This window comes from Shewanella sp. P1-14-1, assembly GCF_001401775.1.
GTDB lineage: Bacteria > Pseudomonadota > Gammaproteobacteria > Enterobacterales > Shewanellaceae > Shewanella > Shewanella japonica.
This window is the reverse complement of record NZ_LKTL01000013.1, coordinates 101,594-124,904: the sequence shown is the minus strand read 5'-3', so window position 1 is coordinate 124,904 and position 23,311 is coordinate 101,594. Positions and strand designations below refer to the sequence as shown.

Here is a 23,311-nt window from a genome sequence, read left to right as displayed (position 1 = left end):
AATTAGCGAAAAACACTGAAAGTGTGATCTAATATGTAACACTTTCAGTTTTACCTATCAAAAAAGCCACTTTAAATGAGTATTTTACAAAACGAACATACATTTCTGAAAGTTTTTCGTAATTTTTGTGGGATTGGTGGTGTTAGATTGCTATAATCCGTTTCAAGAAGTAAAGATGGCTACAGCTTCTCTGTAAAGGTAAATGTCACCCCCTATATAATAGACATGCCTTACCCCCTATAAAACGGCCTAAGATTGATAGGAGTTACTATGGAAGTTCATGAATACGAAAACGCTTATTATCAAGTAAAAGATGACGTTCTAGAGTCACTACCTACTGAAGAAGAATAAGCTGATTGAACTAATATTATTAGCTCTTTCACAAGCATAAAAAAAACAGCCTAGGCTGTTTTTTTTATGCTTGTGAATCTGAAGATATGAAATTATCCTTCAATTCGGCCTTTTTCTGTTAGCACTTCCACAATAATCCAACTCTTACCATTTTTGACTAACTTGATTGTGCGGTCATCGACCCATGGGCTACCACCACGTAAACCTTCCATTTTCACTTTAACATCAACTTCATCAGTAAATTTACGGAAAAAGTCGATATCAATATCATCAATTGACATGTTCACATCTGTCATTGAAAGCCCAAGTACATGACGCTGGACTGCCGATGCAATATGGTAATGAGACATGATGTCTTTGAGTTCTTGATTGACAAACACTTTCGCTTTATTGACATCTTTATCAACATATATAGCACGGAAAAAACCTAAAGAAACTTCTTCAGGTGACAATGCTTTTTCAAGGCGACCTTGTTGTCTTTCTTCTGAGGGGGTACACGCAGCGAAGAAAAATAGGCTAATAAGAACAAAAATTTTATGCATATTAATCAGGAATTATTGTTATGTAGTATTAGTATCGCTATTTCAATGCGACGATACAAGTTACCTATGATCAAAGCATTAAAATTGAATAAATTCTTGACTCATCAATCAACACATGTCATACCTTAAGTAACTTCAATATACACCTGCGGTAACAACTCGGTGTATAACTTAATGTTATCCACAGAATCTGTGGACAACTATGTTGAATACTATTAGCCTTAATTGCAAGGTTATGAAATTCAACATTTTTTAACGCTGGTTAAAAAATAACACCTCAATTTTTCCTGTGCTAAACTATTCATTTTATCCCCTAAATTATGTTTCTTTATGCAATTTATTGCTTGCTATTTAAAAATATTTCGCGCAAGAAACGTTAGATTAAGCAAAATTAATCAATTTCAAATAGCACTGTTTTTGGCTTGATGAAATTAACAAAATAGATCGCCGAACCGTCAGAAAACCGATTTCTCGACCATTGATTATCGCTAAGATAAGCATATAAGCGAGATTTAACACTTACCAAAAAAATGAATGATATTTGCGTCTTTTTATTCTTTATTGCGTCTAGGGTATTGAGTAACGTTTTTTATCGAGTTGAGATTAACTTTATATGATATCTGAATGGCAAAACCATAAAACACAGCTACGCGGTTATGTAAGTCAACGCATTGATGACGACAGTGCGGTTGATGATATTTTGCAAGAGGTTTATATCAAAGCCAGTGGTAATTTACATCAGTTAAAATCCAGAGGCAGCCTCAAAAGCTGGTTATATCGTATTGCACATAATACGATTATGGACTTTTATCGAGAGCGGCAACAATTTGAATCTTTGCCAGATGATTTAATGGCTGAAGAGCTCGATACAGGTAAAGAAGCAAGAGAGGAGCTCGCTCAATGTTTAGGGCCTTTAATTGACGAGTTGCCAGAAAAATATGCTAAGCCATTGCGCCTCGCTGAGCTTGAGGGGGTTTCTCAACAAAGGATTGCAGAACAACTTGGTTTATCTTTATCTGGAGCGAAGAGTCGAATCCAAAGAGGCCGAGTTAAATTTAGGCAACAAATGATGGCATGTTGTGACTTCGAAGTCGGCTAAGGCGGGATTACGGGCTACACCCCCAAAGACGCAAACCACAGAAAAAAATGTAAATCACCATAATGGGATTACTGATAACACCTTGAATCCTGTTGACTCATTTATTAGGACTTCGTCTTAACTGACTTAGAGAGCCCTAACTGCCTCATCTAGCGTTCGGAAACGTTACTCCCGTATTCCAACATGCTCCTTTTTAACATCACGTGGCTAATACTCGTGTAGGAGCTTTATTGCTTTTTTAGGAGAAACTATGAAGTCACTGTTCCAGCCAAGAGCATTAACGCAATCAAAGCCAACAATTTCTCAGCAAATGCTAAATGAAGCCAGTGAGTGGGCGATTATGCATGGGGTGGCTTTTCGCCGAGATGATAATACTGCAAGGCACTGTCCGTTTAGTATTGCGCCGATGACAATGCAGCGGCCCGTGTTTGAGCACTTAATCAAAGTCACTCCACTATTGACTAAGTTAATCGATAGGGTGTCTGAAGATCATGATTTCTTGCAAACACAACTTGCGGATGTGGCTAAAGCCGATCCTTTTTTTAAGCGGTTACTGTCTTTGCATCATCAAGTGCATGGCAGTAAAAATCAACGTTTAACGCCAGCACGTAAACCTCTACTGCTTATGCGAACGGACTATATGGATGATCGTGAGCATGGCGCCAAAGTGATAGAGTTTAATGGCATTGCTGCAGGTATGGCACCATTTGAGCAACGTGCTACAGAGTTACATGATTTCTTACGTCTGCAATGGCCACAAGAGTTTGAGGGCTTTTTAGAGCATAAGCAATCAGTTAGCGCTGACAATAAAGGCCTGACACAACTTGCCTCTGGTATTGCCCAAGCAGCTCAAAAAGTCGCTGCTGATTTTGCAGTTAAGTTCAGCGGAGGAAGTGCACAAACTCAAGCAGTGCCGACTTTTTTAATGGTTGTGCAAGAAAATGAAGATAACGTTTATGATCAACATTTATTGGAAGTGGCATTACAGCAACGTGGTATTCGCACTGTAAGAAGGACGTTTGAGCAGTTAAGTTCGCAACTTTCTACAGGAGATCATCAGCGCTTAATTCTAGAGGGCATTGGCGGGATTGATGTTGTTTATCTTAGGGCGGGTCACCAATATGCCGACTATTACTCGCCACAACGAGATGAAGCCATTTGTTGTGAAGCATTAAGTCAAACAAGATTGTTCATTGAGCATCATGTCGCAGTGAATGCGACTTTCAGTCAACAGCTAGCTACCAGTAAAACGGTGCAAATGCTGTTGACCATAATGCCTGCTGAAGCTTATTCACGCTGGGGCCTGACATTAGAGGAAGCTCACTTAGTAAAAAGTGTTTTAGCAGAGATGAAACCGATTAATACAGACACCATTAATTGGTTTAATCGTCATCCCAATAAACAAGAGTGGGTGCTAAAAAATCAAGGAGAAGGTGGGGGACATTGTGTATTCGGTAAAGATATTAGTGCTAAATTAAATTCTCTGACACCGAAAGAGTACGATGCTTGGGCGTTAATGCAGCGTTTGTTTCCTCATGAACGAGAAGCCGCTACCATTGCCGTGCGAGATAGTGAACAAACGTGGGTGAACGATCTTGTCAGTGAAATAGGCTTATTTACGGCATATTTTGACGGACAACCCGTGACAGCGTTAAATGGTTATGCGGGATACCTTATTCGCAGTAAACCAGCTAGTGAAAATGAAGGTGGGATACACAGTGGTCAAGGGATATTAGACTCATTGGTTTTAGTGGATTGAGTTTATTTAATCTCAATATTTAGAATTATTTTGCATCCTTATTGAGTTTTTTACGTCTTAAAGACAATGAAGTAAAAACAACTTAATATTCCAAAGAGATTCAGAAATGATCAAGCCTTTTAAAAACAGTAAGAATATCGTCAATAGCCAAGTGTTTACCCCAAGTCCTGAGCGCCAAGATATTAGTGACAAATTTATTAAGCACGACAGCAATATGCTCAATCAAATTTATGGTACTACTGATGTAAAACCATATTGGATTGCAGATATGGACTTCCCGATAGCTTCGCCAATCACTCAAGCAATGCAGCAATTAGTTAGTCGTGAGACTTATTCTTATGAGTTTGACTCTACAACCGTGTTCGAATCCATTTCCGCTTGGAATAAAGACCGTCATAACCTTGAATTAACTCCCGAACACTTTGTTCAAGTACCAGGCGTGCTGAGTGCGATTGCTATGTTAATTCGAGACTTTACTCAAGAAGGTGAAGGGGTGTTAATACAAACTCCTGTCTATCATCAATTTCGTAGGTTGATTGAGTCTGCTGGACGCACAGTTGTTGATAACACGCTTAAGATTGAGAACGGGCGATATGTTTTTGATTTTAATGATTTTGAACAGAAGTTAAGTCGCGGTAATGTGGGGATGGTGCTGTTATGCAATCCACATAACCCAGTGGGACGAGTATGGAGCAAGTCAGAATTACAGCAGTTAACGACTATTGCCAAAAAATATCATGTGCTGATTGTGAGTGATGAAGTCCATGCAGATATTGTATTTGAAGGTTCACAATTTACGAGTATGGCCTCATTAGCCTATGAAAATAGCTTAACAATTATTGGTTCACCCGCTAAAAACTTTGGCTTAAATAGTATTTCTAACGGATATATTTATAGTGATAATCCGTCGTTACGTGAAATAATTAAAGCAACATCAGCTTCAATGTCTCTTGATCATGGCAATGCGTTTACCACCCATGCGACGATTGCAGCTTATCAGCATGGCAAAGATTGGTTTGATGCTTTTCTTACTTATACACAAACGACCCGTAATTGGATTGTTGATTTTATGGCCACAGAGCTGCCGCAAGTTATCACCTTTGTGCCAGAAGGCACTAACCAGATTTGGTTTGATTTTACCGGGTTAAATCTAACCGCTGAGCAATTAAAAGCGTTATTGACTAAACAAGCTAAAATGGCACTAACCCCTGGCACTTGGTTTGGTGAAAAGGATGAAAACTTTTATCGAATGAATTTTGCCTCGCCATTAGAGCAAGTACAGGCTTCATTTGAGCAGCTTAAAAAAGGTATAGCAGATAGTATACCTGCTAAATGATTAAAACCTAAAGAGTTAATCTACAAAAAAGCACTGCCTAAGCAGTGCTTTTTTTGTTTAAGCATTAACACAATCTGTGTTTACTGCTCATTCTGCGCCGCTTGTATAGCTGTTAAAGCAATGGTGTAGACAATATCATCAACGAGAGCGCCACGAGATAAATCGTTGACAGGCTTGCGCATACCTTGAAGCATTGGGCCAATACTGATTAAGTCTGCACTACGTTGAACTGCTTTATATGTCGTGTTACCTGTGTTCAAGTCTGGGAATACGAATACTGTCGCTTTACCGGCAACAGGGCTATCTGGTGCTTTAGAGCGTGCTACATTTTCCATGACTGCAGCATCGTATTGCAGTGGTCCATCAATCACCAGATCTGGGCGTTTTTCTTTGGCGATTTTGGTCGCTTCACGCACTTTATCAACATCGGAACCTGTACCAGATGTACCTGTTGAGTAACTGATCATAGCGACACGAGGCTCGATACCAAAAGCTGCAGCAGATTCAGCTGATTGAATGGCAATATCTGCCAATTGTTCAGGGTTTGGATCTGGGTTAATCGCACAATCACCGTAGACTAAAACCTGATCTGGCATCAACATAAAGAAGATAGAAGATACTAAGCTTGACCCTGGCGCTGTCTTAATTAACTGCAGTGGAGGACGAATGGTGTTAGCTGTAGTATTGACTGCCCCAGATACAATGCCATCAACTTCATCTTGAGCAAGCATCATGGTACCTAATACCATATTGTCTTCAAGTTGCTCTTTAGCTACGACTTCAGTCAGCCCTTTGTGGCGACGTAAATCTAGCATGCCTTCAACATAGCGCTCACGAGCTTGCAGAGGATCAATAATTTGAACACCTTCGCCCAATACCACATCTTGTGATGAAGCAATACGCAGAATTTCTTCTTCGTTGCCTAAGAGTACGCAGCGAGCAATACCACGTTCAGCACAAATGGCGGCAGCTTTAATGGTTCTTGGCTCTTCACCTTCAGGCAGTACGATGGTTTTCTTAGCAGCACGAGCAAGTTCAGTTAATTTGTATCTAAATGCTGGTGGCGATAAACGATGCTCACGAGGTGAGTTTTGCGTTACGCTTTCAATCCAGCTTTGATCGATATGACTGGCAACATACTCTTGTACTCGGTCAATTCGTACAGCATCATCAACAGGGACTTCATGATCAAAACGCTGAATATTTAACGAGGTTTGCCATGTATTTGTATTAATCAAAAATACTGGCAAGCCTGTTTCAAAAGCACGTTCACACAGTGCCATGATTTCAGGTTCTGGCTCGTATCCACCCGTCAGCAATAGGGCACCAATCTTGACCCCATTCATTGCCGCTAAACAAGCAGACACAATCACATCAGAGCGATCGCCCGATGTCACTAGCAATGAGTTGGTTCGGATATGAGTAACCATGTTAGGAATACTGCGGGCACAGAAAGTAACTTTACGTAAGCGTCGCGTATTCATTTCACCAGCATTGATGATTTTAGCATTGAGGTGTTTTGCTAAATCAGAAGCTCGAGGTGAAACAAGGTCTAAGTTATATGGCACACTACCTAAGATGCGCAGCGGGCTTTTACCCGGTAGCTGGAACATTGCTGAGGTATCCGTTGTTGATACTTCTGCATGGTCAAAGACTTCGGATAAATCAGGGCGTGCACGACCTTCATCGTCCACTGGAGCGCCAATTTTATTGATGATTGAGCCAATAAGACGTTTGTTTTTAACGCCGCCCCAAGAATTATAAGCAATCTCTAGGCGGTTCATTAAGCCATTGGGTGTGTCATTTCCTGGTGTTGCAATGAAAATCACATCAGCATCTAATGCTTTAGCAATTTCAAAGTTAATGTCATCAGAAAATGGGTGATTACGAGTTGGTACTAGGCCTTCAATCACAATCGTTTCGGTATTGTCGGCACATTCGCTGGCTCGAGCAATAATTTGCTCCATAAGCACATCGATTTGTTCTGAACGAATTAAGTTTTCAGCATGTTCCATAGTGAATGGTTCAAGCGGATTAACAGTCGGCGAATGACTTAAAATGGTGGTTGAACGTTCTGGACCATTGTCGCCATTACGGATTTGTGCAATTGGCTTGAAGAATTGAACTTTAACACCTTTGCGCTCTAGCGCACGAACCATCCCAAGGCTTAGCGACGTTAGACCTACACCTGTACCAATCGGGATTAACATAATATTACGAGACATATTTACCTCTAAACTGACCGTGAATAAAGCCTGAGTTAACAGGCTTTATGTCGGGCAAGGGGATTAAGCGCTAATGAGTTTGATAGCGTCTTCTGCGATGACCCACTCTTCGTTAGTCGGGATAACCATTGCCACAGTGCTGTTTTCTTCGGTAATGATGCCATCTTTACCAAAACGCGCGGCTAGGTTTTTCTCTTCGTTTACTTTGAAATTAAAGATAGCCAGCATTTCAAGCACTTTTGCTCGGATAATATCTGAGTTTTCACCGATACCACCAGTAAATATAACGGCATCTAAACGGCCTAATGGCACAGTGTAAGAGGCGATGTATTTCGCTAAACGGTAGCAGAAAATTTCCAGTGCTAAGGTTGCGCCTTTATGGCCATCTTTGTAACCGTCTTCAATGCCACGACAATCGTTGGTTAACTCAGAAATACCTAATAAGCCGCTTTGCTTATTCAATAAGTTATTGACTTCATCAATGGTATAACCAAGTTGGTTAACTAAATGGTAAATGATTGATGGGTCCATATCTCCGCAACGTGTGCCCATAACTAAACCTTCTAATGGTGTTAATCCCATTGAAGTGTCGACACTTTTGCCGCCTTTTATGGCTGTAACTGAAGCGCCGTTACCTAAATGTGCAACAATCACATTCGTATCAGTGGTGTCTTTATTTAGCACTTTTGCAGCTTCACGGCTTACAAATAAGTGGCTGGTGCCATGCATGCCGTAGCGGCGAATACCATGTTCACGATATAACTTATAAGGAAGGGCATAGATATAAGCTTGCTCAGGCATGGTTTGGTGGAATGCGGTATCAAAAACAGCAACTTGTGGCAGAGCAGGGAATGAAGCCATAGCAGCTCGGATACCAATTAAATGTGCTGGGTTATGAAGTGGCGCTAGTGAAGCACAATCTTCAATACCACTGATCACATCTTCATTAATGATCACTGATCGAGAATATTTTTCGCCACCATGAACGATACGATGACCGATAGCTTGAATTTGAGCTGCAAGCTCTGGCTGATCAGCAAGGATATTATTAACGATAAATTCAACTGCTTCACGGTGAGCAGTAAATGCGCCCAATTTAGCTTCATTTTTAGCGCCGTTAACTTTCCACTTTATGCGTGAATCTTCTAAACCGAAGCATTCAGCAAGTCCTGATATGTGATCATCACCTGAAACAGCATCAATAACAGCAAATTTTAAAGAAGAGCTACCGCAGTTGAGTACCAGTACGAGTTTTTCTGACATGTTGAGACCTTATTAGTCTGATCGAGCAAAATTAAAATTGATGTGAAATGTGTTATTTCAACTATCAATCATAGTTAATGATTTACTAAACAGCCGATAAATTTACCGTAAATTTGGGGCTCAATATCGCTGTGTGCTATGGTGCATATATATTTCTAACTTGTAGGGCATACCGTTGAACGTAAACGTGTTCAAAATCATAGGTGACGGTCGACGTTACATGAAGACGTGGCCTATGGTTCGGCAACTTGGGTTTTATTTCCCTGAATATCGTGTTGTCAGAGCAACCCATCTTGGCATTTTATTGATGCCGTTATTTGCTATCTTGGCTGCTTGTAGCCAAGTGTATGTTAATGGCTGGGCGTTTTTACCCCAAGCTATTGCCTTAATGCTATTTTTTATCAGTTTGCCTATCCAAGGTTTACTCTGGCTGGGCTGGCGTGCCCGTCATCCTTTGCCAATAACCTTATTTGATTGGACAAATCAGTTAACCGCCAAAATGAGTTCAATGGGCATATCTTGCCAACCCCTTGGGGCTAAAGCGTGTTATTTAGATATGGCGTTGATACTCAAAATGGCATTTGAACGTTTAGATAAAAGTTATTGGGAGCAACTGTAAGTCTTTGCTCGCCAACGATTAATAATCTGCTTTAATTCCACGCTCAGTAAAGACAGCTTTTATGGCTTCCATAGTCTCTTTGCTGGGTGGCTTAATGTCTGTTAACGAATAGCTTTCACCAAATGCTTCCCACTTGTGCGTGCCAAGTTGGTGATAAGGCAATAATTCTACCTTTTCAACGTTTTCCATAGGCTGTATGAAGTCTGCCAAAGCTTTAGCTGAGTCAATATCCTCAGTAAAACCATCAACTACCACATATCTCACCCAGGTTTTTTGATTGCGTTTCGCTAAATGTTTTGCAAACTGTAATGTTCGTTGATTACTCACCTTGGTTAAATCGATGTGCTTAGCATCATCCATTTGTTTTATATCAAGTAACACTAAGTCGGTATTGTCGAGTAATTCATCAATGACGGGCGTGTATTTACGCACAAAACCATTGGTATCAAGACAGGTATGCAGATCATTAGCTTTGCATGCTTTGAAAAGTTCGTTAACGAATTCAGCTTGAAGGATAGCTTCACCACCAGTGGCAGTTACTCCACCAGATTGTAGGAAAGGTTTGTAACTAATGATTTGGCTCATTAGTTCATCAACAGTGACTTCTTTGCCGCCGTCTAAATCCCACGTATCGCGATTGTGGCAGTATTGGCATTTCATTAGGCAGCCTTGCATAAAGGCGACATAACGAATACCTGGACCATCAACGGTACCAAATGATTCTATAGAGTGGATACGACCTGTGGTCATGATGTCTCCAAACAAGCAAAAAAAGAGGTTGTACTCGTTTTTATTAATGAAACACTAATAAAGTTAAGTACAACCAATTTTAAGAATTATTACAAGCCTTTAGTGAAAGTACGTGTAATTACATCTTGCTGTTGTTCAGGTGTTAGAGCGTTAAAGCGAACAGCGTAACCTGAAACTCGAATGGTTAATTGAGGGTATTTCTCAGGGTTAACGATGGCATCTTCTAACATTTCACGGTTCATCACGTTAACGTTTAAATGCTGACCACCTTCGCTATTGGCGTTACTCATAAAGTAGCCGTCCATTAATGATGCTAAGTTGGCGCGGCGACCTAATTCATCTTTACCTAACGCATTTGGTACGATAGAGAAAGTATAAGAAATCCCGTCTTGTGCATGAGCAAAAGGCAGTTTCGCTACTGATGTAAGTGATGCAATCGCACCGTTTTCATCACGGCCATGCATAGGGTTTGCACCTGGAGCAAATGGCGCGCCAGCAGGACGCCCATCAGGTGTCGTACCTGTTTTCTTACCATAAACCACGTTAGAGGTAATGGTTAAGATTGATTGCGTTGGAATAGCGTTACGGTACATTTTCTTAGTACGGATTTTCGCCATGAAACGTTCAACTAAATCACAAGCTATGTCATCTACGCGTGGGTCGTTGTTACCAAACTTCGGATATTCACCAGAAATATCAAAGTCAATAGCAATACCATCTTCATCACGAATAGGCTTAACAGTGCCAAACTTAATTGCAGATAAAGAATCCGCTGCAATAGAAAGACCTGCAATACCACATGCCATAGTACGACGTACATCACGGTCATGAAGCGCCATTAATGCAGACTCGTAAGAGTATTTGTCGTGCATGTAATGTATAGAGTTAAGCGCTGTCACGTATTGTGTTGCTAACCAATCCATTAAGCCGTCTAAACGGTTCATTACATCATCAAAGTCAAGTACATCTGAAGTGATGGCATCTGCTTTAGGTGCGACTTGGATTTTTAACTTTTCATCCACACCGCCATTGATGGCGTAAAGCATGGTTTTTGCTAAGTTAGCGCGAGCACCAAAGAACTGCATGTGTTTACCCACAATCATCGGGCTAACACAACATGCAATAGCATAATCGTCAGATTCAAAATCTGGACGCATTAGGTCGTCATTTTCGTACTGGATAGAGCTAGTATCGATAGATACTTTTGCACAGTAGTTTTTAAATCCTTGTGGTAACGCATTCGACCATAAAACAGTAATGTTTGGTTCAGGGCTTGGGCCCATGTTGTATAGGGTATGTAAGAAACGGAAGCTGTTCTTAGTGACTAAAGTGCGGCCGTCTAGACCCATACCTGCAACTGATTCAGTTGCCCAAATTGGGTCGCCTGAGAATAATTCATCATATTCTGGAGTACGTAAGAAACGCACCATACGCAACTTCATCACAAAATGGTCAACCATTTCTTGCGCTTGTTCTTCAGTTAATACACCGTTAGCAATATCGCGCTCAATGAAGATATCAAGGAATGAAGAAGTACGGCCTAAAGACATTGCTGCGCCATTTTGGCTTTTCACTGCGGCAAGGTAACCAAAGTAAGTCCATTGGATGGCCTCTTTAGCATTGGTCGCAGGTAATGAAATATCACAGCCGTATTTTGCAGCCATTTTTTTCATTTGGCCTAAGGCGCGGTGTTGCTCTGCAATTTCTTCACGTAATTGCATCGTGTTTGATAAATCCTCACCCGCTTCAAAACCAGCTTGAAGTGAAGAGAATTGAGCAAACTTATCTTGCATTAGGTAGTCGATACCGTAAAGCGCGATACGACGGTAATCACCAATGATACGACCACGGCCGTATGCATCAGGTAAGCCAGTCAATACACCTGATTTACGACATGCCATGATTTCTGGGGTGTAAATATCGAAAACACCTTGGTTATGTGTTTTACGTAGCTCTGAATAGGTGTACTTGATGTCTTCGTTTAGTACGCGGTCATAAGCTTTGCAAGAACCTTCAACCATACGAATACCACCGTTAGGTAGCATGGCACGCTTTAAAGGAGCATCAGTTTGCAAACCAACAATGGTTTCTAACTCTTTGTTAATGTAACCAGCGTCATGAGAGGTAATGGTTGATACCATTTCAGTATCGAAATCAACAGGGGCATGTGTGCTATTCTCTTGCTTGATCCCTTCCATCACTTTGTCCCAAAGTGTGGTAGTTGCTTGAGTAGCACCAGCTAGAAAAGACTCGTCGCCTTCATAAGGAGTGTAGTTTTTCTGAATAAAATCGCGAACGTTAACTTCAGTTTTCCAATCACCAGCTTCAAAACCTTGCCAAGCGTTTGCAAATAATTCTGTTTTATCGGTCATGGTATTTTACCTTCTCGTCAATTAACTGTTGATCTGCCATTTAATGGTAATGGATAACTGTTACAACCAAGCTGGCAGTTCAAAAAATTGAGACCCCTATTAATGGATAATTGCAAGGGCATCTAATCTGTGTGCTAGCACCATAATATTTTTACAATGTCAGCGAAAATTTGTTAAATCATAAATTGGTAAGACCAATTTACCTGGTGAATATTATCATAGCTTCTATGCAACATCACTTAATTAAATCAAAATTGAGTAAGATATCGACAAAAATGTTAGCTGGGTAACACTTTTTGAGCAAACAGTTTTCTATTTAGCCAAGAGTGACTACCCTTGCGACACTCCAAATGTACACTTTGTCATGCTTTCTTGTTGTGATGATGATTTGCTATACTGATATATAGCATTTTTTAGATAAGCTGATAGTTTATTAGCGATGTTTAATTGTAAATTTGTCAAAAGTGATTGAGTTTTGATACTGGTAATCTTGGTCTTACCAATTTACTTTTGTGAGTCTTGATAAGAGTGATGCATGTTTATTTTTGGTTTCAATAATGGTTATCACAACACTCGTTGCATGATATTGATACGCCTAAAATGTGCATGGTAAGTGTTGTTTATTTTTAAAAAGCGATTTGAGGTTTTTATGCAAAAATTAACTGGGCAAGATCAACAGCAAGACGCTGAAATTGCCGATGAGATAACCCCAACATCGCATGAGCAGGTTAATTGCCCGCCGAAAACAGTGAATACCTCCCCAGCGCCATCAAATTCGACCTATCAGCAAGCTGAATCATTTGGCTTAGCCAAAATAGCCAAAAACCCTTGGCAATCTTTTACTTTATCGATTTTTGCTGGTGCTTTTATTGCCATTGCCTTTGTATTTTATGTCACGGTGACGACGGGAAGCACCAGTGATTGGGGAATGACTCGTTTTATTGGCGGTTTGGCTTTCAGCTTAGGGTTAATTTTAGTAGTGGTGTGTGGAGCTGAGTTGTTCACCAGTACGGTATTAACCTCAATCCCTTGGGCACAAAAACAAGTGAAAACATCGACCCAATTGCAATGCTGGGCGAGAGTTTATGCAGGCAACTTAGTTGGCGCCTTATTGATGGTGCTTCTGATTATGATGTCACGCATGTTCGAGTTAAATGGCGGGCAGTGGGGGCTAAATGCACTTAATATTGCCCAACATAAAATACACCATACTTGGGTACAAGCTTTTACTTTAGGCATTTTATGTAACATGCTTGTATGTCTAGCGGTTTGGATGACTTTTGCGACAAAAGATTTACTGACCAAATCATTATTAATGATGCTGCCAGTTGCAATGTTTGTCAGTAGTGGTTTTGAACATAGCATTGCGAATATGTTTATGGTGCCATTAGGGGTTGCGATTCATGCTTTTGCTCCTGAAAGTTTTTATGTTGCGCTTAATATCAACCCAGAACAATATGCTGACTTAACTTTATTAAGCTTTGTGTTTAATAACCTTATCCCTGTGACATTAGGTAATATTGTTGGTGGTGGGGTCTTTATTGGACTTGGTTTTTGGTTAGTACAACAAGGGCAGTTAACTATTGGTTCGCAGGGTGCGAGTCATGGGTCCTTAGTGACTAAAGCGGAACAAAAAGATTCGCTAAGATAAACGTTATCAAATTACCCTCTTTTAAAAAGCCCAGCAAATGCTGGGCTTTTTGTATTGATTCATTCAAAACCAATTTAAATCAGCTAAGAGCGATCGATGTTAGCATCGCCAGTTACAACGCTATTTACAGCTAAGTGATTTACATTTAGACAATTTATAATTAGGCGATCTACCATTAATCCTCTTACAAACTTATGGCACATTAATTAATCGCTTGCTGCTTTACTGCCTGTTTAACAGTGCTCTTTAGATGATGCATAAAGTTTTTAAAATGTGGCATAAACTCGGCGAATAGTGGATGCTTGCGGTTTTGCATCATTATCGGGCCCAATAATCTTAATCCCAATGCCACTTTAGTGGCTTCTTGAGGCTCAAGGCCGCTGCCTTTTTGCAGTTTTTCAACGACATTCAGTACATCTTCTCTATCTTGAAATTCAAAATCTAACGTTTGACCGGTTTGGTTATCAGCTAGATTGATTTCTTCAATCGTAATACGGTACTGATGACCTTTGCGTAAAATCGTATTCATAATTAATACCTTTATATGTAGTGTGATACTGGATTTATCACGATAAAAAATGACTGATGATGTTTTGAATAACCAGGCTAAAATCAAGGTTAGCTTTTAAGAATGGCTTCGACTTTAGGCTTTATCGTTAATGAGACGGTTATCATCATGACAAGAGCAACGGGTAAGGCTGCCAGCACGGTTTGCGACCATGCAGAAAGCAGGACAGACATATCATTGATTCCGATACTGTTAATGACAGTTGATAAGGCAATGCCCGATTCCATAAGACAGGCCATCGTGAGACCGATTAATACATTGCGTACTTTTTCACTTGTATGAGGCAGGTATTTCTCGGTGAGTTTGGTCAGTACCACCATTAATGTAAAACCGATTGGCATGATAGTGACCGCAGCTAAAGCAAAAGCAGAAAACCAGTCTGCAAAAAAGGTGTCACTCAAGCCAACATTTATATAAGTCATGAAGCCTGTTAATGTGCCGCCCATGAGTGACATCATTCCCATAACTGTGAGTATTTTTACGATAATCGAGGCTTTTTGTTGACCCACTTTAGGCTCATTAACTTGTTCAATTTGCGAAGAGGTCATTACGGCTTGTGGATTCATTGTTATCCTCCTGTCTTGTGATTTGGCTTAATTTGGTTGATAATGTCAACTATATTCTTTTTTGGTTGATAATGTCAACTAGTTTTTGATGGAGGTGAATTATGCAAGATCGAAAATCCTTAGAAGGTTTGTTTCAATTAGTACATGTATTGAAAAGGCAACTGCATGATAATATTGAACAACTTGATATAGATGTGGCGCCAATGCATGTCAGAGTGCTTAAAATAATTAATAAAAAATCACCGTGTACAGCGATAGACATTGCTAACTTCTTAAATCGAGATAAAGCCCAGGTAACAAGATTACTGAACACGTTAATCACTCAGGGCTTGATTGTGAAAGAGCCGAACCCAGAAGATAAGCGCAGTCAATGTTTGCGTTTAACCGAAGAAAGTCAGTGTATTATGGGTAAGATTAATCAGATTGATAAACAGATATATCAACAAATGACGCAAGGGCTAGCTGATGATGAATTAACTCTTTTTCAAACTGTTGCGCAAAAAATGGTGGTTAATTTAAATACAAAGTGAATTTGAATCGCTGCTTAAATCTCACTGAAAATCAGACTGTCACTCGACAGCTAATGCTGTGGTTCAATAACTCAATTACGGTTTATTTTCGGTGCGATTTCAAAGCATATGGGAATTTTTTATTAGCTATTGTAGTATGCCAGTGTCGTAAAAATGCCTAATGTGTTGGCATTAATCCATATAACAATAACTTAAAAATGGACTGTAAATGAATTCGCCACATCAAGAACCAGTAACTTCCGACTCATCCCAAGGCAATTCGCCTCAAGCACATTCCACCAATTTGACGGGTAACACCACAAAGCAGATGCCAGATACCTTGGTGATTATCTTTTTTGTTGCTCTTGCTGCTGCGTTGCTGACCTATATTATCCCTATCGGTTCTTTTTCTACTCTAGATGCTCATTATGTTATCGACGGAGCAGAAAAAACACGCACGGTAATCGACCCTAATTCGTTTCAATATGCTTTAGATGACGCTGGCGAGCCTAAAGTTGAGCCTATCTCGTTGTTTAAAGGCCATGGCGAGGTTGGCTTTTTTAATTTTGCCTTTGAAGGTATGGTGTCTGGCTCTAAATGGGGCAGCGCCATCGGTGTGATTATGTTCATGCTCGTCATTGGAGGCTCCTTTGGTGTCGTGATGGCAACGGGCACCATAGATAACGGTATTTTGCGGTTAATTGATAAAACTCAAGGCAATGAAAAACTCTTTATTCCGGTGATATTCAGTTTGTTTTCATTGGGCGGCGCAGTATTTGGAATGGGCGAGGAGGCAATTGCATTTGCGATTATTATTTGCCCGTTAATGATTCGATTAGGTTACGACTCCATCTGTACTGTGATGGTGACTTATGTTGCAACTCAAATTGGTTTTGCCAGCTCTTGGATGAACCCATTTAGTGTGGCAATTGCACAAGGCATTGCTGGGGTGCCTGTACTTTCTGGTGCAGGTGTTCGTGCCATAATGTGGCTTGGTTTCACGCTAATTGGTATTGCTTTTACTATGCGTTATGCAAGTAAAATTCAACAAACGCCAACAGCATCTTTTAGTTACGAGTCGGATCAATTTTTCCGTGATAACCAGCAAGGTCATGTCAAAGACAGTCGTTTTAATCTTGGTGATATTTTAGTGCTACTGACTATAGTAGGCACAATTGCCTGGGTGATATGGGGCGTGATTGCACATGCTTGGTTTATTCCAGAAATTGCTAGCCAGTTCTTTACGATGGGAATTATCGTGGGGGTGATTGGGGTTGTATTTAACCTAAATGGTTTAAATATGAATAAGGTTGCAGTGAGTTTTAAGCAAGGTGCAGGCACGATGCTTGAGCCTGCAGTATTGGTAGGTTGTGCTTCTGGCATCTTGTTATTACTCGGCGGTGCTGGCGCTGCTGAACCGAGTGTTCTGAACACTATTTTGCACAGTGCAGGGAATGTCATTGGCCAATTACCTACAGCACTTTCAGCTTGGTTTATGTTGTTGTTTCAGTCGGTGTTTAATTTCTTTGTGACCTCAGGCTCTGGTCAAGCAGCGTTAACTATGCCCTTAATGGCGCCTCTTGCTGATCTTGTCGGAGTGACCCGTCAAGTTGCGGTGTTAGCGTTTCAATTAGGTGATGGCTTTACCAATGTATTGGTACCAACGTCTGCTTCTTTAATGGCGACGTTAGGGGTATGTCGTGTTGAATGGGGCAATTGGTTTAAGTTTATTTGGCGCTTTATGGTGGGCTTATTTGTATTATCTAGTATGACGGTTGTTGCTGCTCATTACTTTGGGTTTAGTTAATCAAAGCCATAAAAAAACGGCATCAGATACTTTTGATGCCGTTAGAGTCGGGAGACACTTAAAGTTGTATTACATTAACGTTAGAACTTAACTTCACCTTCAACAAACCATTCACGTCCGCGAGCGTTGTAGACGCTACGAGGGTAGTGAGGCCATGATGTGTTAGTTGGGTCAAAGTTAGGACCTACGTCAAATAGGTTGACGATACCAGCCGTTAACTTCATGTTATCTGTGAAGTTATAAGCCGATGTTAGATTCCACTTAGTCTGTGATGCGACTTCTAAATCTTCTTCGCTGAACTCGTCATCATCAATGAATGAGCTGTAAGACACACCGTGCATACGTGCTGTATGGTAAGCACCTAGCGTGGTTTCAAAGTCATTAATGAAGTAGGTGAAGATCATGTTGGCACGGTACTGAGGTAATCCGCCGTCTTCAATGTCGTCATCAACATCTGAAGTTGGGTTTAACTGACCTTCAGATAACAAAATGTAAGTACCATTAAAGTTAACTCGTAATTCACCCATATCATTGAAGTCCCAGCTGTAACCAGCTGTTAAATCAATACCACGTACTTTTTGATACGCTAAGTTTTGAGCCACAGTGTTGATGTGAGTGATTGTGCCACTTGCATCACGAGTGATCATATCTTCATAGGTGTCGTATTCTTGAGCGGCAGTCGAAGCGCTAATATCGCTTACCATGTCGTCAAGTTTCCATTCCCATAAGTCAATCGATGCTTCTAAGCTATCGCCACCCCAAACTGCACCGATGTTAGCTGTGTAGCCTGTTTCTGCTTCTAGATCTTTGTTTGCACCAGTTGTGGTGTCAATGTGAAGCTCATTACAAATTTCATTGATGGTTGGATCTGGGTTAGTAACACCAGGCTGTCCGCCCATTGCTTGACACTGTTTAAAGTCGATAACTGTAGTGAAGCCGTTTGTCGCATCGCCGTATACACGGTGCATATCAGGGGCACGGAATACGCTACTCCAAGAACCACGAACCAATAACTCGTCAACAGGACGGTATTCTACGGTTACTTGTGGTGATAAATTACCACCAAAGTCGCTGTAGTGATCGTAACGAAGCGCCGCAGCGATTGTTAATTCGTCCATTAATGGGACACTTAATTCTGCATAAGTTGCCCAGAAATCACGTTCGCCAGCACCAGATGAACCACCTGTTGTTAGCACTGAACCATTTTGGGTTTCAGAATCAGATTCTGTTTCATAGTCTTGTTCTGTGTATTCAGCACCAAATGCAAACATCGCATCGCCATCAGGCATTTCAAACGCCATACCTGTGATGTTTGCTTGAACGTTCTTTTGAGTAGACTGAGCACGCTCAAATGGAGAGTAAGACGCTGCTTCAACATCTTCGTCAGACATGTTTTCAAGTAATGAATTACCGTTTTCACCTGCTGTGATGTAATCGAACATGCCACCAACAGTTGCAAAACCGCTGCGATAAACATCGACGTTGGTACGACCGTAGTTTACAGACATATCCCAATCGTACTCATCAGCTAAAACGCCTTGAAGACCTGCTGAGAAAAAGTAGTTATTGGTGTTCGTTTCGCCACTACGGTTATCAAATTCGTGTAGACGTCGAACATAGTAGTAATCGCCATCAGTAGCATTAGCGAAGTCACCACCAAGCCCGGTTGATTTGCTAAATGTCTTGCTCATCAAATCGCCGTAGCTCACGGTTAAGTCATCACCTGAAACATTGATATCGTAATCATCAATTGCCATTGGTTCAAAGTTGGTGGTTGATTTAGCGTTAGCAAAATCAAGACGACCTAAGAAAGTTATATCGTCAGATAGTTCATAGTTAAAGTTGGTTGTACTGATAAAGCGATAGCTTTCTGGCTCTAAGTCACGCCATTCTGAACGGTCAAAACCACAAATGCTGCGTGCATCATCCCAGAAGAAGCCGCCATCAGTACATTCTTGAGGCGACAGTGAACGAGCCCCTGTGCCTGTACCGGCAATACGCGCACCATAAGAGCTGTATTGTGAGTAGTCACTGTGTGGCACTTTATCTGTGTGTAAACCGAAGTTTTCACGATCTGTAGCTTGTAATGCTTCATTGCTACTGAACTCAATGAAGGTTGATACGTTGCCTTTCTCGTTTGAAGAACCTAATGAAAGCGCGATACGATCATTCATTCCGCCGCCTTCCATAGTATCGCCATGACGATATTTAAGGGCTGCACCGTCAAAATCTTTTTTCAAGATAATGTTAATCACACCGCCAACAGCATCTGCACCGTAAACTGCAGAACCACCAGATTGAAGAACCTCAATTCTTTCAACTGCTTCCATTGGTAAATTAGCTGTATCTACGAAGTTATCCGTTCCGCCTGCTGGTTTTGGGTACTGATTTAAGCGCTTACCATCAATAAGCGTTAATGTACGGCTTGCACCTGCGTTACGTAAACTGATTGAAGATGCTGCAGGAGTGAAACCATGGACTTCTTGAGTTGTCATGGCTCCTGTGGTCGACGTTAAGTTTTGCAGTGCATCTTGGATAGTGGTAAATCCTTGCTTTGCCATATCGTCTGCACTAAGAACAGTGACAGGTGTCGCTGTTTCTAAGTCGGTACGTTTAATACGTGAACCAGTAATTTGAATGCGTTCTACATCTGCACCTTCTTCAGCAGCTAGCACTACTGGAGAACTTATCGCTGCGGTGAATGCTCCGCCAACCAATGCTATGCGAATTGCATTGGCTACTTTTGAATTAAGCTGCATCTCATCTCTTCCTATATTGATTTTATCAAAGCCGCGTTTTTAATTAGTAAATCTCTTTGTTGACTTGTAAATGGGGTTAACAGGTCTTTGCGGAAGGTGGATAAAATCATACTTAAATAACATTGGCAACATGGCTGTTACAGGGGTGAGTTGTTATTTTTGTAGTGATTATGTCTTGTTTTTGTTTCTGAAATTAACATAAGTGTTTGGTGTCACATCTTGTTACGAACGATAAGAGGGTGTAACTGAATAGATAAAGCTCGCTCGGGTTGTTTTTTGAACGCAAATGTGGATTTTTTGTGTAGCTACGGTAAAGAAATGTCACGCATAATTAGCTTCAACTAAAGTGGTGACGTTTGAAGATGTTGCAAAATGTATTAGTGAAAAGGCGTTAAATTTAATGTTGCGAAATTGATTTTGTGAGGTTAATCACTATTTAACAAGCGCTGTATGGCAGGTGTTTACTGGATTTGTAGGCAATATCGCTTGAATGTAAATGTTAAATTTAATTCAAGCGTTTGCCAATATGGAGAGATTTTAACGTAATTACTCAATGGTGTTACAGTTTGATAAGTGTAAACAATGTGGAGTTTAGCCTATGGTTTTACCTTACAACGTAATAAGGTGTGCCCTAAGCCAATATTGTCGATGTCTTCATCAACGTAAAGACCAGCTTCACTGATCATCTTTAACATATCTTTACTGTGATACATGCGGCTATAGCCATTCGCTATTGCGGTAAAATAAAGTGATGTGGCGTTTACGCAATATGCTCCTGCCTCGTAAGGTTGCCTGTCCCAGTAAGTTTCTAAAATACACAGTTCACTGTTAGGTTTCATTGCGGCAACTGTGCGTTTTAAAATGGTGATAATTTGCTGCTTTGAAAAACAGTCCAAGAACTGACTCATCCAGTATAAATCACCGCCTTCAAAAAATGGTTTGCTTGGGTCTAATAGGTCTGTTTCAAATGGAAACACTCTATCATTGACCATATTGTTGCGTGCGTTCTCCATCGCTACGGCCAGTTGCCCTGGTAGATCCATGATGGTGACGTTGACGTTGGCATCATAGCCAGTACAAGCGAATGCCCATTTACCTGTGTTACCACCGACATCGACTATATGTTGTGGCTTAGATTTGAAAATCATTGGCAGTAAACTGTCAAATGCGTGGTCTGAATAATAATGGTCAAATTCAAACCAACTACGTTTTGTCTGTTCTGGCAGTTGGCTTAATCCTGGGTAAATGGTGTCCCAGTCTCCTAAGTGTTTTAATCCCGCTGCGTTTCCTTGTTTAAGCGATGCTTCTAGCTCAAATAAACCTTGATAACAAACATCATGGATAAAGTTCAGGTTCTTGGATGCCATATCGTCATGCAGTAAGAAATATCCTGTTTTATCTAATCGATATAACTCATCTTTACACCAAAATATCCCCATGCTTAATCCCATATCCAGTAACACGTGAATGGCGTATTCAGAAAGGTCATTGTTGTTAGTTAATTCTGTAAGGCTGATACCCGCTTCTCCAGCTTTATCGATTTGTGCAAGTAAGCCAAACTGGCTTAAACAACGGGCCACTTGGAAACTAACAGGAGCGAAGGCAATTTTTTGGGCTTCAAACTTAGCGTCATAAGCGGATATAGATTTAGGAGATTGGTAAAAAGACATATAGGGATGTTGGGATGATTAGAAAATTTCGGCGATAGTATCAGACACAACAAAAGCAAATTTTGATCTAGCTCTACAGTTATAAAAAATATCGATACGACAGCGAATTAATCTTGGTTATCAATGTTTAGTATAGGAGTTGATAGCGACAATCAGAAGTGTTCTTCAATGTCGGTGTACTAAGAATGCGACGGACAAATTGTTGTAATGAACAGCGTTCGTCGTTTTTGAAACAGGTTAAGTGATGCTTGTGAAATGTTATAGATATTAAAAAGCCCAGCAATTGCTGGGCTTTTATTAAAACAATCTTTGATTGTTTATTATTGTACGTTTTCGCTGTCACCAAATGCGCCTGCAAATAGTGCAGATGACAGGTAACGTTCTGCAGCTGATGGTAGGATTACAACAATGTTCTTGCCTGCAAATTCTGGCTTTTCAGCAATGCGGTTTGCAGCTACAACTGCAGCACCTGAAGAAATACCCACTAAGATACCTTCTTCTTCCATTAGGCGACGAGCCATAGCAATAGCATCTTCGTTGCTGACGGCTTCTACTAAATCAACCATCTCTAAATCTAGGTTACCAGGGATAAAACCTGCGCCAATACCTTGGATTTTATGTGGTCCAGGTTGAAGTGGTTGGCCTGCTTTTGCTTGTGCAATAACAGGAGAGTCAACAGGCTCTACTGCAACAGAAACAATATCTTTGTTCTGTGCTTTAAGGTAACGACTTACACCTGTAATAGTACCACCAGTACCAACACCTGCTACAAATGCTGCAACGTCACCATCAGTATCGTTCCAGATCTCTGGACCCGTTGTTTTCTCGTGGATCTCAGGGTTAGCTGGGTTACTGAATTGACCAAGAATTAAGTACTTAGCAGGATCTGATTGACGAATTTCTTCGGCTTTATCAATCGCACCTTTCATACCTTTAGCGCCTTCAGTTAACACAAGGTTAGCACCAAGTGCTTTAAGCAACTTACGACGCTCAAGACTCATTGTGTTTGGCATAGTAAGGGTAAGTTTGTAACCACGAGCAGCTGCAACATATGCAAGTGCAATACCTGTGTTACCAGAAGTTGGCTCTACTAATTCTACTTCTTTTGTTAGGGTGCCTTTTTTCTCAGCATCCCAAATCATGTTCGCACCAATACGGCACTTAACACTGAAACTTGGATTACGTGCTTCAACTTTGGCTAACACTTTACCATTGCTTACTCGATTAAGGCGCACTAGTGGGGTATTACCTAGCGTATATGAATTGTCTTCGTAAATGTTGCTCATGGTTTGCTCCTATGTTGGCATTGTCTAATGATAATCGGTTTAAGAGGCTTTAACAGTGATACTTTGTTATTCGTTATTCCTTTTAGTTATTAAAGTTAACTCAATTATAATAATAAAGCATCTGCTTATATAACAATGTCTTAGTTAAGCACGCTTCAATGAGCTCGATGGTCTGACCA

17 protein-coding genes are annotated in these 23,311 nt (G+C 40.7%); 7 read left to right on the top strand and 10 right to left on the bottom strand.

Going from position 1 to position 23,311, the window contains the following annotated elements; all coding sequences use genetic code 11:
* Nucleotides 1-443 precede the first annotated feature (443 nt).
* Nucleotides 444-893, bottom strand: coding sequence for a hypothetical protein (locus AN944_RS11290; RefSeq protein ID WP_055024720.1), 450 nt, complete (start codon nt 891-893; stop codon nt 444-446).
* A gap of 613 nt (nt 894-1,506) precedes the next feature.
* On the opposite strand from AN944_RS11290, the gene sigZ reads away from it, so the two are divergent.
* From sigZ to AN944_RS11275, 3 genes are all read left to right on the top strand, one after another.
* Nucleotides 1,507-1,992: an RNA polymerase sigma factor SigZ gene (sigZ, locus tag AN944_RS11285; protein ID WP_055024719.1), complete on the top strand. Its 486-nt coding sequence runs from the start codon at nt 1,507-1,509 to the stop codon at nt 1,990-1,992.
* A 310-nt stretch (nt 1,993-2,302) separates the two neighbouring features.
* Complete coding sequence (locus AN944_RS11280) at nt 2,303-3,751, top strand: glutathione synthase (protein WP_408005082.1); 1,449 nt, start codon at nt 2,303-2,305, stop codon at nt 3,749-3,751.
* 106 nt (nt 3,752-3,857) lie between these two features.
* Nucleotides 3,858-5,087, top strand: a complete 1,230-nt coding sequence (locus AN944_RS11275; protein ID WP_235530890.1) for a MalY/PatB family protein — start codon at nt 3,858-3,860, stop codon at nt 5,085-5,087.
* A gap of 80 nt (nt 5,088-5,167) precedes the next feature.
* Here the strand turns inward: AN944_RS11275 and pta are convergent, their stop codons facing one another.
* Complete coding sequence (gene pta / locus AN944_RS11270) at nt 5,168-7,312, bottom strand: phosphate acetyltransferase (protein ID WP_055024717.1); 2,145 nt, start codon at nt 7,310-7,312, stop codon at nt 5,168-5,170.
* Nucleotides 7,313-7,375: 63 nt separating this feature from the next.
* A complete protein-coding gene (gene ackA / locus AN944_RS11265) occupies nt 7,376-8,575 on the bottom strand; it encodes an acetate kinase (protein ID WP_055024716.1) in 1,200 nt (399 codons plus the stop codon).
* 175 nt (nt 8,576-8,750) lie between these two features.
* Between ackA and yfbV the strand changes: the two genes are divergently transcribed.
* Complete coding sequence (yfbV, locus tag AN944_RS11260) at nt 8,751-9,194, top strand: terminus macrodomain insulation protein YfbV (protein ID WP_055024715.1); 444 nt, start codon at nt 8,751-8,753, stop codon at nt 9,192-9,194.
* An 18-nt stretch (nt 9,195-9,212) separates the two neighbouring features.
* Here yfbV and pflA read toward each other — a convergent pair whose 3' ends face one another.
* Both pflA and pflB read right to left on the bottom strand, forming a co-directional pair.
* A complete protein-coding gene (gene pflA / locus AN944_RS11255; RefSeq protein ID WP_119969429.1) occupies nt 9,213-9,947 on the bottom strand; it encodes a pyruvate formate lyase 1-activating protein in 735 nt (244 codons plus the stop codon).
* An 86-nt stretch (nt 9,948-10,033) separates the two neighbouring features.
* Nucleotides 10,034-12,316 (bottom strand): formate C-acetyltransferase, encoded by a 2,283-nt coding sequence (gene pflB, locus AN944_RS11250; protein ID WP_055024713.1) that lies wholly within the window; start codon nt 12,314-12,316, stop codon nt 10,034-10,036.
* Between the two features lie 649 nt (nt 12,317-12,965).
* Between pflB and focA the strand changes: the two genes are divergently transcribed.
* Nucleotides 12,966-13,967, top strand: coding sequence for a formate transporter FocA (focA, locus tag AN944_RS11245; protein WP_082419993.1), 1,002 nt, complete (start codon nt 12,966-12,968; stop codon nt 13,965-13,967).
* Between the two features lie 202 nt (nt 13,968-14,169).
* Here the strand turns inward: focA and AN944_RS11240 are convergent, their stop codons facing one another.
* Nucleotides 14,170-14,496: a DUF3861 domain-containing protein gene (locus AN944_RS11240; RefSeq protein WP_055024711.1), complete on the bottom strand. Its 327-nt coding sequence runs from the start codon at nt 14,494-14,496 to the stop codon at nt 14,170-14,172.
* An 89-nt stretch (nt 14,497-14,585) separates the two neighbouring features.
* Nucleotides 14,586-15,101, bottom strand: a complete 516-nt coding sequence (locus AN944_RS11235; RefSeq protein WP_055024710.1) for a DUF2798 domain-containing protein — start codon at nt 15,099-15,101, stop codon at nt 14,586-14,588.
* 101 nt (nt 15,102-15,202) lie between these two features.
* On the opposite strand from AN944_RS11235, the gene AN944_RS11230 reads away from it, so the two are divergent.
* Entirely contained in the window at nt 15,203-15,631 is a 429-nt protein-coding gene (locus tag AN944_RS11230) for a MarR family winged helix-turn-helix transcriptional regulator (RefSeq protein ID WP_055024709.1), read from the top strand.
* Nucleotides 15,632-15,938: 307 nt separating this feature from the next.
* Nucleotides 15,939-17,417, top strand: coding sequence for a putative basic amino acid antiporter YfcC (yfcC, locus tag AN944_RS11225; protein WP_055024737.1), 1,479 nt, complete (start codon nt 15,939-15,941; stop codon nt 17,415-17,417).
* A gap of 80 nt (nt 17,418-17,497) precedes the next feature.
* On the opposite strand, the gene AN944_RS11220 is transcribed toward yfcC, so the two are convergent.
* The 3 genes from AN944_RS11220 to cysK all read right to left on the bottom strand — a co-directional run bounded on the left by AN944_RS11220 (nt 17,498) and on the right by cysK (nt 23,132).
* Entirely contained in the window at nt 17,498-20,176 is a 2,679-nt protein-coding gene (locus AN944_RS11220) for a TonB-dependent receptor (protein WP_055024708.1), read from the bottom strand.
* 596 nt (nt 20,177-20,772) lie between these two features.
* Nucleotides 20,773-21,846, bottom strand: a complete 1,074-nt coding sequence (locus AN944_RS11215) for a methyltransferase (protein WP_055024707.1) — start codon at nt 21,844-21,846, stop codon at nt 20,773-20,775.
* A gap of 320 nt (nt 21,847-22,166) precedes the next feature.
* Entirely contained in the window at nt 22,167-23,132 is a 966-nt protein-coding gene (gene cysK, locus AN944_RS11210) for a cysteine synthase A (RefSeq protein ID WP_055024706.1), read from the bottom strand.
* Nucleotides 23,133-23,311: the final 179 nt, after the last annotated feature.